Source organism: Micromonospora sp. C97 (assembly GCF_018070385.1).
Lineage (GTDB): Bacteria > Actinomycetota > Actinomycetes > Mycobacteriales > Micromonosporaceae > Micromonospora > Micromonospora parva.
Genome location: NZ_JAGPXU010000029.1, coordinates 35,385 through 47,025 on the forward strand (window position 1 = coordinate 35,385; position 11,641 = coordinate 47,025).

Consider the following 11,641-nt stretch of genomic DNA (forward strand, 5'->3'; position numbering starts at 1 on the left):
AAGCGACCCTAGATGACGGAGTGGGTCACGACCGCCACGTAGTCGCCGACCACCACTCCGGACGGGATGGCCACCCACAGGGTGGGGTTCCATGTCGCGGCGTTCGGGCCCCCCGCCTGGCCGGACCACCCGGCGGCGGTACGCGGGGTGGACAGCGACGCCCCGGGCTGCGGCACGAAGGTGCCGATCCCGGTGCTGGCCAGGGCGGGCCCGGAGGCGTACGTGATGTTGCTGGTGGGGATGGTCTCGCCGCCCGAGCCGGAACCCGTGGTGAAGCTCGTGCTGGAGACGACGCTGACCCAGTTTCCGGAGAACGGCCCCCGGTCGTCGGTGACGGTCACCGGACCGAGTTGGCCTGAGACGCCGGTCGTGCCCGAGGTGACGGTGCCGAGTGCGGAGACCGCCGGGACGCTGATGGAGAGCCCGCCGAGCGGGGTGATGACCAGGTCGACCGGTCGGGTCGCGGACTGGTCGAACGAGTCGGTCACCCGGACGGTGAACGGGAACGTCCCGGCCTCGGTGGGCGTGCCGGAGAGCAGCCCGGTGAGCGGGTCGAGGGTCAGCCCGGCCGGCAGGCTCCCCGCGCTGACCGCCCAGGTGAACGGGCCCGTGCCGCCGGTGACAGTCAGCTGGTACTGGTACGGGTCGTACGCCTTGCCGGGTGGGGGCGGTGGGAAGGTCAGCGTCGGTGGCGCGTTGACGGTCACCGACGCGGAGGCGGGCGACTGTGGACCGGTCCCGGCGGCATTCGTCGCGGCCACCTGGAAGGTGTACGAGGCACCGGCGGTCAGCCCGGTGACGATCTGGGTCGTGGCGGTGCCGGTGAAGACCCGGGGGGTCTGCGCCACGGCACCGAGGTAGGGCGTCACCGTGTAACCGGTGATCGGCGACCCCCCGTTGGCCGGGGCCGTCCAGCTCACCGTGGCGGCGTTGGTGCCCGCGGTGGCCGAGGTGTTCGTCGGGGCCGCGGGCACCGTGTACGGGACCACCGCCGCCGAGGGTGGGCTGGCCGCACCGGTGCCGTAGGCGTTCACCGCTGCCACCCGGAAGGTGTACGACGCGCCGACGGTCAGCCCGGTCAGGGTGCGACTGGTGGTGGAGGCGTCGAAGGTGACTGTCGGTTGGGTGACGCCGTCCCGGATCGGGGTGATCAGGTAACTGGTGATCGGGCTGCCGTTGTTCGCCGGCGCGGTCCAGCTCACGGTGGCGCTGGCGCCACCAGCGACAGCGGTGGGCGTGCTCGGCGTGCCGGGGGCGGACGCGTAGACGTAGCTCGCCGATCCGGCGGAGCCTCGGGTGACGACGCTGACCGTGACTGTCGCCGGGCTGGACCGGGCGGGCATGGCGGAGATGCCGAGGGTGCCGTCGGGGTTCACGGTGAAGCAGCCGGCGGCCGGGCCGGAGGTGCACGGCACCAGCAGCACCGACGTGCCGGCCTGCTGCTCGGCGGCCGTACCGATGGTGATCGCTGTCGCTGCGGTGAGGTTGCTGCCGCCGACGGTGACCGGGATGCCTCCGGAGACCGTGCTCTGCGCCGGGGTGACGGTGACGCCGCTCGGTGCGGTGGCCGGCGCGACCGGGGTGGTGCCGGTGGCGAGACCCGGGTTCGCGTCGATCGACGACGAGGTCGCCACCGTCGCGGTCTGGATCTGTGCCGGCGTCACGCCGGTGCCGGTGACGGTCGCGGTGACCGTGATGGGCGGCAGGAAGGTTCCGCCGGCGAACGGGCCGTTGCTGTTGGTGCAGGTGACGCTCTGACCGGAGGGTGCGCCGCAGACCCAACCGGAGCCGAACGCGCCGCGCGGGACGACACCGGCGGGGAGGGTCTGGGCGACCGAGATCGGTGCCGTCTCGGCGGTGCCGGCGTCGACTCCCGCGGTGATCGAGTAGGTCACCGGGTCACCGGGCTGTGGGGTGGCACCGACCGCGCTGGTCTGCGCCACGTTCAGGTCGGGTACCGGGTTGAAGCTGACCGCCCGGGCGTCGTCGACCTCGTGGAAGTCGGTGACCGAGCCGGTCGAGCCCACCCAGCCGAAGGCGAGTTGCCGAGGGTAGCCGTTGGCGTTGAGCCAGGTCGGCGACGGGTACAGGCTGGGCGACACCACCGGGAGCGCGCCTTCCAGGGTTCGGGCCTGCCCGCCGACCGGGGTGAATCTGACCCGGTACTGGCCGGCGGGAGCGGTGATGCCGGTGTCGGTGGTGTACGACGACGAGGTGGTGTTGACGACGACCTCGACCGGCACCACCGACGCCGCTCGGGTGCTGGCCCGCAGCGGCAGCGCAGGAGCCGAGGTGCTTGCGGCGGTGCTGTTCAGCGCGCAGTAGCCGACCCCGTTGCGGCCCGGTCCCCGGACCACCACCTGGCCGGGGACCCGCGCGTTGGTGGTCGAGATGTACGGCGGGTTCGTACAGCCGGTGCCCTGGTACGTGCTGTTGCTGAAGTTGCCGAAGACGTCCAGGCCGATGCCCAGGTAGCCGTTGGAGAGTCCCGCCGACACGCCGTTGAAGGCCGCCGAGTAGCCCAGCGAGCCGCCCGACGGGCCGAGGGTGGACGGCGACCTCGGGTTGGCCGGGTCGACGGCGGCCAGCGCGAAGGCGAGGCCGTCCGCGCCCGGGTTGCCGCCGCCGTACTGGTAGGTGTTGAAGGTCAGGTGCAGGCCCTGCGAGGTGGGGACGCTCACCGCGCCGAACACCCCGCCCTGCCGGTTGACGGTCGCGGGGGTGAGGCGCAGTTTGCCCGCACCCTGCGGGTCGGTGGCTGTGGTGCAACTCAGCAGCGGGCCGGTGGTGGAGTTGCCGGCCGCGCTCAGGCAGGCGGCGTTGGTAGTCCCGGTGCCGGGCACTGCTGGCAGCGACACCGCGCCGATGCCGTTCGCGGTGTTCTGGTGAAAGGGCTGGTCGAACAGGACGGAGCCGGCCGCCGACGCCGGGAGTGGTCCGACCACGAGCATCCCGGCGAGCACGACGATGATCAGCGCCCCGGCGCTCGACGGACCACGCCGGTTCCACAACGACATGCCCACTCCCAGCTTTCACTCCAGCACCGATTCGGACTATAACCCCCCAAAACACCCATAATTTCGGTACTCGGATAACCGCGGCAGGCCGACGACCGCCAGCGGAAACGGACCGACCCCCGCCGGCACTCCTGCCGAGGGGGTCGGTCCGTGCGAGATTCGGGACGAGGGCGCTCAGCCCTCGATGTCGCGGGGGTCACGGCTGCGGGGGTAGGTGTTCTTCTCCCCGATGGTGCCGTCCTGCTTCTTGACCACGTGTTCGACGCCGCGGTCGGCCGCCATCTCGCGGCCCTGGGCCTGCGCGTCGGCCTTCACGTCATGCGTGCTGCTGGCCCGCTCGTTGCCCTCCGGCTTGTTCTTCCACTGACCGTCCTCGTGGTACGTGTCGACGTCACCCTTGACCATGGCCGGCTCCTCCCTGGGTCCGAACTGTTCCCCGAATCAGTGCCCCGAGAAGCACCGGGCAAACCGCCGTCCTCAGGAGACGGCCGGGCAGTTGTTGCTCACCCGCCGCAGGATCTGTTCGCGTTCGTCGGTGGTGATGCCCGACGGCTCGCCGTCGAAGTGCGTCTCGACCTTCTCCCAGCCGCGACGCTGCTCGTAGTGCAGGTGCGGCGCGCCGGAGTTGCCGGTGCTGCCCAGCTTTCCGATCTGTTCGCCCTGGGCGACCTTCTGACCCACCTCGACCAGCGGCGGTTCGAGCAGGTGCAGGTACTGCGTCTCCCACTTGCCGCCGTGATCGATCTTCACCCAGTAGCCGCCGCCGCGTCCCCGTGGGCCGTCCGGGTTCTCCGGGGTACGACCACCGAGCGACCCGTTGACGCCCGCCACGGTGACAGTTCCGGCATAGGACGCGAGCACCGGCCGCCCCCACGTCTCGCCCTCGACGGGAAAGAAGTCGACGTCGTAGTCGTCGTGGCCGGGATAGGTGCTGAGCTGCCACGTCTCCCCACAGGCCACCGGCATCTGGAAGAGCGGACGCGGCCCGGCCGGTCGCAGCATCGGCACCGCCACCACCGCGATGCCCAGGACGGCCGCCACCGCGACGAGCGCGAGGAGGACGCGGATGGCACGGCGTCGGGGACGGCGGTGGGTACGGGCTCTGGCGGGGCGGCCGGTCGTCACCGGCCCGAGCATGGCAGATCCCGGCAACGCCACGGCGCCGGGTCAGCGCCTCAAAGCCCTGTCGCACCGCGAGCGGTGACATTGCAGTCGCATCGTCAACGAGGTACCGTCGCATTCAATGCAGTTGTATTGCAAAGAGAGTGGGACCCCATGCACGTGATCCCGTTGTCCGAGGCGACCACCGACCTGCTCGACCTGGTCGGCGGCAAGGCCGCCGGGTTGGGCGAGCTGATCCGGCGCGGCGAACGGGTCCCCGAGGGCTTCTGCGTCACCACCGAGGCACACCGACTCGGCGTGGTACCGGCCGCCGAGGTCGTCGCCGCGTACCAGCGGCTCGGCGCGGGCCGGGTCGCGGTGCGCTCCAGCGCCACGGCGGAGGACCTGCCCGACGCGAGCTTCGCCGGGCAACACGACACCGTGCTCGACGTCGTCGGCGACGCCGAGCTGATCGCCGCCGTCGAGAAGTGCTGGGCCTCGCTGCACAGCGACCGGGCGACCGCCTACCGCGACGCCCGACAGATCGACAACCGGCAGGTGCGGATGGCCGTCGTGGTGCAACGCATGATCACGCCTACGGTGGCCGGGGTGCTGTTCACCGCGAACCCGCTGAGCGGGCGGCGCGACGAGATGACCGTCGACGCGGCCCCCGGTCTCGGCACGGCCGTGGTGGACGGCGCGGCGACTGTGGACCACTACGTCCTCGACGGCGTCAGCCGAGCCGACACCGGCTGCCTGACCTCCGCACACCTGGCCGATCTGCGCGCCACCGGCGAACGGTTGCAGGCCCACTTCGGTTGCCCGCAGGACATCGAGTGGGCGATCGACGCGCACGACGTCCAGTGGCTGCTGCAGGCCCGGCCGATCACCACGATGTTTCCGCAGCCGCCGGCCACCGACAAGCCCCTCCCCCGGGTCTACCTGGAGTTCGGTCACGTCCAGGGCATGCTGCGACCGGTCACCCCGATGGGCATGGCCACACTGCGGACGCAGATCACCGCCATGCTGGCCGCGCTAGGGGTGCGGGTGGAGATCGTGGACATCGGTGGGCGGCTCTACGGCGACCTGACCGACCTGGCCCGGGACCGGTCGTCGCGCAAACGGCTGGTCAAGCTCATGGCTGTCGACTTCGGGCCGCGCGCCCAGGCGGTGATGCAGCACGTGCTGGACGACCCCCGCTTCACCCCGACCAACGGCGGCCCCCGCCGCGGCCGGGCCCCGGGGGCCGCCTCGCTGCGGACGGCCCGGCGTGCGATGGTCGGGATCCTGCGGGCGCTGGCCCGTCCCGACACCGCACGGATTCGGATGTTCGAGGCGATCGAGCGGCTGAGGACCCGGTCTGCGGCCCCCGCCGACCTGCGCACCGCCGCCGACCGGCTGCGCTTCGTGCAGACGGCGCAGGAGGCCGACGACAGCGCCGACGCGATCATGTGGCCGATCGTCGCGGGAATGCTGGCCGCCGCGCTGCCGGCCGCGCTGCTCAAGGGCCTCACCGGGCCGGACGAGATCCACACCGTGCTGGGCGGCATGCCGCACAACGTCACCATCGAGATGGACCTGGCGCTGTGGCGGCTGGCCCAGGGCGCGGGCGAGCACCGCCGACTCCTGCTCGACACCCCGCCGGCCGAGCTGGCCACGCGCTACCTGCGCGGAACCCTGCCCGACATCGGCATGGCCGCCTTCCTGGAGACCTACGGCCACCGGGGCGTCGCCGAAGTCGACCTCGGCGTGCCGCGCTGGGAGGAGGACCCCGCTCCGGTCTTCGCCGCTGTCGCCAACTACCTGCGGGTCACCGATCCACGCCAGGGCCCCGACGAACGTTTCCGACAAGCCGCCGTCGCCGCCGAGCGAGCGCTGGCGGAGCTGATCGGGCGAGCCCGCCGTCGGCGGCCGGTGCGCGGCACCATCGCCGGTTTCCTGCTGCGCCGGGCGCGGTCGTTGGCCGGTCTGCGCGAGGCCGGCAAGTTCGCCGGGTTGTACCCACTGCGCGAGACCCGCCGGCAACTGCTGCTCATCGGCGCCGACCTGCACGGCACCGGGTTGCTGGACCAACCCGACGACATCATGTTCCTGACCCTCGACGAGGTGCACGCCGCCGTACACCAGGGTGTCGACCCGCGAGCGACAGTCACCTCCCGGCGGGCCGTGCACCGCCGCGAGCTACGCCGCGCGACGGTGCCGGTGGCGCTGCTCTCCGACGGCACCGACGTCGAGGCGGTCCTGCCCGCGACGGCGGCCGGCGACGGGACGCTCGCCGGCGTGGGCGCGTCGGCGGGTCGGGTGACCGGCCCCGCCCGGGTCGTCCACGACCCGGGCACCGCCCACGTCGAGCCCGGCGACGTCCTGGTGGCCGCGACCACGGACCCCGGGTGGACCCCGCTGTTCCTCACCGCCGCGGCGCTGGTCACCGAGACCGGCGCGATCATGGCGCACGGCCCGACGGTGGCCCGCGAGTACGGCATTCCCGCCGTCATCTGCGTGCCGGACGCCACCCGGACGATCACCACGGGGCAACTCGTCACTGTCGACGGCGGCGCCGGCACCGTCACGGTCCACTGACCGTCCACCCCCTACCGAGAAGGACGACGATGAGCGACACCACGGCGACGACCAGGGCGCGGGTGGGCCCGCTGCTGCGTCGCGCGGCCGAGGCCGAGGCCGCGACGTGGCGCAGCCTCTACGTGTGGGCGCGGCGACGGGCACTGCCACTAGGGCCCGGCGACGAGCCGTTCGGTTACCTCGGCGTGGTCAAGCCGATCCTGGGCATCTTCATCGGGCTGTCGGTCGTGGAGATCCCGATCTTCGATGTCGTCGTCACCCACGTGGTGCCCTGGCGGCCCGCCCGCTGGATCGTGCTCGGCCTCGGCGTCTGGGGTCTGCTCTGGATGATCGGGCTGTACGCCGGCATGACCATCCACCCCCACGTCGTGGGTGACAGTGGCCTGCGGGTGCGGCTCAACGCGGGCATCGACATCTTCATCCCGTGGACCGACGTCGAGGCACTGCGCAAGCGGTACCGTTCGCTGCCGTCGAGCAGGTCGGTCCAGGTCGAGCAGGAGGGCGACCGCCGGGTGGTGTCCATCGCCGTCGGCAGTCAGACGAGCGTCGACGTCCTGCTGCGCCGGCCGCTGACCTTCGACCTGCCGAGGGGCGGGTCCGCGCCGACGAACGAGCTGCGACTGTACGCCGACGACCCCGACGGCCTGCTGCGCAGCGCCCGGGGCACCCCCACGGGCGGCACCGTCAGCCGGTAACCACCGCCGCTGGCGGGGCACCCGGGCCAACCACTGTGAAACGATCGAGGCCATGCCGAAGAAGGTCGACCACCAGGAGCGACGCACCCTCATCGCGGACGCGTTGATGCGGGTCGCCGCGGCTCAGGGGCTGGAAGCGGTCAGCCTCCGACACGTGGCCGCCGCAGCCGGCGTGTCGGCCGGCATGGTCCAGCACTACTTCCGGACCAAGGACGAGATGATGGCGTTCGCGTTGAGCGTGGTCCGCGAGCGCAGCCAGATCCGGGTCACCGAGGCGGTGGCCCGGCTGGGTGCTGACCCACCGCCCCGGCTGCTGCTGCGGACCCTGCTCGCCGCGTTGCTGCCGGTCGACGCGCACACCCGCGACGACGGTCGGGTGGCGCTGGCGTTCCTCGCCTACACGGCGGTACGTCCGGCCGCCGCGACCGGCCTGCGGGAGGGCACCCGGCAGCTCACCGAGTTCATCGCCGGCCTCCTGCCCGAGCGGCACGACGCCGCCGCCGCGGCCGGTCTGCTGGCGCTGATGGAAGGGCTGGGTGTCTACCTGCTCGGCGGGCAGTACACCGCCGAGCAGGCGCTGGGCGCGCTGGACGCCCAGCTGGACCTGCTCTTCGGCGCGTCGTCGACCGCCTGAGCGGTAGTGGTCGTACCGGGCCGTCAGCAGCGCGGCACGTTCGGGATGTACCCGTCGTAGCCGGTCAGCACGTAGGCGTCGGAGACGTAGCGGTTGGTGCCGATCCGGTTCCAGACGGACGTCGTGCCGTACGGGCCGGTGACAGTGCTGCCGACGGCCTGACAGTAGACGGCGACGGTGGCGCCGTCGGCGACCGAGCCGACGATCGGATAACTGGCACCGGGGCCGGAGCGGACGTTCAGGGTGCTCGCGCTGGTGCTCACCGTGCCGGAGCCGACGCCGGTGATGCCGTTGACCAACTGCAGGTAGTAGGTCCAGTTCCAGTTCGGGCCCGGGTCGGTGTGCGTCGCGCCGGGCACCTCGTTGTGCCCGATGATGTGCGCCCGGTCCTTCGGGATGCCGTACCTGGTGGCGAGGCTGCGGGTGAGTGCGGCGGACGCGCGGTACATCGCGTCGGTGAGCCAGGCGGGATTGTCGACGTACCCCTCGTGCTCGATGCCGATCGACTGGGTGTTGTAGGTCCAGTTGCCGGCGTGCCAGGCGATGTCCTTCTCCCGCACCGACTGGGTGACGGCCCCGTCGGAGGAGCGGAAGGTGTAGTGCGCGCTGGCCTGCGCGGCCGGGTTCTGGAACCAGCCGACGGTGCCGGAGTACGAGCCCTGCGCGGTGTGGATGACGATGCGGGTGACCGGGTGGCTGCCCGGCCGACTGGCCACCGTGTAGTTGCTGGTGCTGGCCGGCGCCCAGACGGCCGGCCCGTAGTCGGTGCTGAGCGTGCCGACCCCGCCGGCGCGCTCCAGGGTGCCCCGGCGCGGCGCGACCGGTCGGCCCGACACCGTCTCGCCGCGCTCGCTGAACCCGGCGCGCAGCAGGTCGTAGACGCTGTCCGCGTAGCGCCGCGCCACCGACGGGTCGTGCGCGCCGCCGTAGCGGGCCAGCGCCGGATGCCAGGCGTTCACGTCGTCGCGGTCCGCGGCGGTGCGGCCGGCCTGATCGGCGTACGCGCGCAGCACTGCTGCCGCCCCGAGGACGTTCGCCGTAGCGTCGGTCCGCAGCGCGGCCGGACTGAGCCGGGTGAGCGTGGCGGCTTCGTCCAGTGTGCGCACCTCGGGGTTGCTCGTCAGGTGCATCAGCCCGTAACCGCCGGCCGCGCTCGGCGCGCCGCCGTGCATGTCCAGCCGCGACTCGGCGTACCCGAGCGCCACCAGCAGGTCGCGCGGAACGTCGTAGCGCGCCGCGGCGGTGTCGAACGCGACGGCCAGCGGGGTGGCCGTCGCTGGTGTCCCGCCGGGGTCGGCGGCGGCGGGGGTGGCACCCACGACGACCCCGGTCAGGGCGGTGGTCAGGGCGAGCAGGAAGCGGCTTCGGTGGGAGGTTCGAGCGGACATCAGCACTCCTCGCGGTGACGGAGGTGGGCGGCGCGGGGCCGCCCACCTCGGGGTCGGGCTCGTCAGCACCAGCCGTTGACCGGACCGTTCACACCTGTCGACAGGTAGGCGTCGGACACCCAACTGCCGTCGCTCAACCGGTTCCAGAGCGCCGTGGTGCCGTACCGGCCGGTGTGCGAGGTGCCGTTGGCGGAGCAGGAGATGGTGACAGTGGCGCCGTCGGCCACCGAGCCGAGTGAGCCGTAGCCGGTCCCCGGCCCGGCACGTCGGGTGAGCGCCCCGCCGCCGTTCGCGTCGACCACCCCCTGGTTGAAGCCGAGCGCGCCGTAGTTGTAGAGACCGCCACCAGCACCGGCCCAGGCCGACCCGTGCCGTGCCCCGCCCTGGTACGCGGCGGCCCCGTTGGCCAGCACCCACTTGCCGATGTCGTGCCCGGCGATCGGCACGTACGCGCTGTTCTGCCGGAGCCCGAAGTGGACGTGCCGGCCGTAGGCGGCACCGCCGCAGGTGACGTCGGTGCCGGTGTTACCCAGGACGGCGCCCTGACCGACGCTGGCGCCGTTGACGGAGATGCTGTTCCACAGGTGGTAGTAGTCGGTCGAGTAGCCCCGGTCGTGGATCACCCGGATCCACCCCTGGCACATCGTGTACGCCGCGCCCGCCCGGGCGGCACGGACCACCTGGTCGCCGCCGGCCAGGTCGACCGAGCTGTACGGCGACTCGGTTCCACCCCAGCCGTGCGGGCCGCTGGTGAGCGTCCACGTCTGGCCAACGCCGAACGGCAGGGCCATCCCGGTCCGGTAGTCGCCGCCCGCGTACATCGGGCTCGGGGTGGTGGTGAGCACGTCCCTCTCCTGCGCGGTCGTCAGCGGCGACTCGGCGGCCAGGGCGCCGAAGGCGGCCTCGCCGTCGAAGGCGATCCGCCACCCGGCGGGCTCGGACCGGGCGATGAAGATCGACCCGGTGGGGTGGGCGTCCTCCTGCCGGGGCGCGAGGGCGACGGCGGTGCCGAACGCCCACCGGCCGCTGGTACGGCTGACGGTGACCCGGGTCTCCGGTCGCGCTCCGGCCACTGACAGTTCGGCGGAACCGAGCAGCTTGGCGGTCACCGCGGCGGTGAGCGCGGGGGTGACGGCCGCGGCGGCGGCGCTGGGCGCCGCCCCGATCAGGCTCGTGACCATCAACAGGGCGGCGGCTGTGCCGCCGACCAGTCGTCGACCGTGTCTCATCGTGGCCTCACTTTCGGATGGGTTCTCGGACCGTCGAGTTCCGCCACGGATGCCTCCCGCCGGATCACAACCGAGAGACAACCGTCGATATTGACGCCGATTGTTGTGTAGCAAATCGTCAAAAGTCAACGAACCCATCGAAGGTTTTCTACATCCCTGGATTCGCGCCCGAGCCGGCCTCGGCCGGGCTGCGCGCCGCACCACCCCTGAACGAGAATTGCGCCATGCGGTAGGGCGCGGCACTGTGCGGAACGCCGCTACCGGAGGGGGCGAGCGCGGATGTTGACTCTTCAACGGGTGTCGATCGGCTACGGCCATGCGCCGACCGTGCTCCGGGACGTGTCGGTGACGGTCCGTCCGGGTCGGGTGCTGGCGTTGACCGGTTCGTCGGGTGCCGGCAAGACCACCCTGCTGCACGCGATGGCCGGGCTGCTGCGCCCGCGAGACGGCGCGGTGACAGTCGACGGGCAGGCGCTTCGCGACCGCGACCACGCGGTCGAGCACCGGATCGTCCTCGTCCCGCAGGACAACGGTCTGGCCCCGATCCTGACCGCCACCGAGAACCTGCAGGTGGCGCTGGTCGCCGGCGGTGTGGCAGCGGCGCAGGCCCGCCAGCAGACCGCAACGATGCTGGATCGGCTGGGTCTCTCCGGCCAGGCCGACCAGTTGGTCGAGGAGCTGTCCGGCGGCCAGCAGCAGCGGACGGCCATCGCTCGCGGTCTGGCGCTGCGCGGCGGCGTGCTGCTGGCCGACGAGGTGACCAGCGAGCTGGACGCGGGTAATCGGCAGCGCGTGCTGGATCTGCTGCACGACGAGGCACGCCGGGGCGCGGCGGTCGTGTTCGCCACCCACGACCCGGAGGTGGCCGCCGCCTGCGAGGCGGAGCTGCATCTCGTCGAGGGTCGGGCGGAGATCGTCCGCGATTGACGGGCCTGCGATAACCGGCAGATCTCAGTCCATCCGCACGGGACGGCGGGCGAAAGGCACCGCCGATAGC

General features: G+C 72.3%; 9 protein-coding genes. 4 read left to right on the plus strand and 5 right to left on the minus strand.

Annotated features, from left to right (window positions below; all coding sequences use genetic code 11):
* Positions 1-8: 8 nt before the first annotated feature.
* The 3 genes from KBX26_RS27175 to KBX26_RS27185 all read right to left on the minus strand — a co-directional run bounded on the left by KBX26_RS27175 (position 9) and on the right by KBX26_RS27185 (position 4,142).
* Positions 9-3,017 carry a fibronectin type III domain-containing protein gene (locus KBX26_RS27175; protein ID WP_210866694.1) on the minus strand — a complete coding sequence of 1,003 codons (3,009 nt, stop codon included), beginning with the start codon at positions 3,015-3,017 and terminating at the stop codon, positions 9-11.
* 174 nt (positions 3,018-3,191) lie between these two features.
* Positions 3,192-3,422 (minus strand): DUF2188 domain-containing protein, encoded by a 231-nt coding sequence (locus KBX26_RS27180; protein ID WP_030335996.1) that lies wholly within the window; start codon positions 3,420-3,422, stop codon positions 3,192-3,194.
* Positions 3,423-3,494: 72 nt separating this feature from the next.
* Positions 3,495-4,142, minus strand: coding sequence for a M23 family metallopeptidase (locus tag KBX26_RS27185; protein WP_374224334.1), 648 nt, complete (start codon positions 4,140-4,142; stop codon positions 3,495-3,497).
* Between the two features lie 150 nt (positions 4,143-4,292).
* Here KBX26_RS27185 and KBX26_RS27190 point away from each other — a divergent pair, with 150 nt between their 5' ends.
* The 3 genes from KBX26_RS27190 to KBX26_RS27200 are packed head-to-tail and all read left to right on the plus strand — an operon-like array spanning position 4,293 to position 8,027.
* Positions 4,293-6,698, plus strand: a complete 2,406-nt coding sequence (locus KBX26_RS27190; RefSeq protein WP_210866696.1) for a PEP/pyruvate-binding domain-containing protein — start codon at positions 4,293-4,295, stop codon at positions 6,696-6,698.
* Positions 6,699-6,727: 29 nt separating this feature from the next.
* Positions 6,728-7,393 (plus strand): hypothetical protein, encoded by a 666-nt coding sequence (locus KBX26_RS27195; RefSeq protein WP_210866697.1) that lies wholly within the window; start codon positions 6,728-6,730, stop codon positions 7,391-7,393.
* A 52-nt stretch (positions 7,394-7,445) separates the two neighbouring features.
* On the plus strand, positions 7,446-8,027 hold the full coding sequence (locus KBX26_RS27200) for a TetR family transcriptional regulator (protein ID WP_030336004.1): 582 nt from the start codon (positions 7,446-7,448) through the stop codon (positions 8,025-8,027).
* Positions 8,028-8,050: 23 nt separating this feature from the next.
* Here KBX26_RS27200 and KBX26_RS27205 read toward each other — a convergent pair whose 3' ends face one another.
* Both KBX26_RS27205 and KBX26_RS27210 read right to left on the minus strand, forming a co-directional pair.
* Positions 8,051-9,415, minus strand: a complete 1,365-nt coding sequence (locus KBX26_RS27205) for an N-acetylmuramoyl-L-alanine amidase (RefSeq protein WP_247681117.1) — start codon at positions 9,413-9,415, stop codon at positions 8,051-8,053.
* 62 nt (positions 9,416-9,477) lie between these two features.
* Complete coding sequence (locus KBX26_RS27210) at positions 9,478-10,644, minus strand: peptidoglycan DD-metalloendopeptidase family protein (RefSeq protein WP_030336008.1); 1,167 nt, start codon at positions 10,642-10,644, stop codon at positions 9,478-9,480.
* 279 nt (positions 10,645-10,923) lie between these two features.
* Here KBX26_RS27210 and KBX26_RS27215 point away from each other — a divergent pair, with 279 nt between their 5' ends.
* Entirely contained in the window at positions 10,924-11,571 is a 648-nt protein-coding gene (locus KBX26_RS27215) for an ABC transporter ATP-binding protein (RefSeq protein ID WP_210866698.1), read from the plus strand.
* Positions 11,572-11,641: the final 70 nt, after the last annotated feature.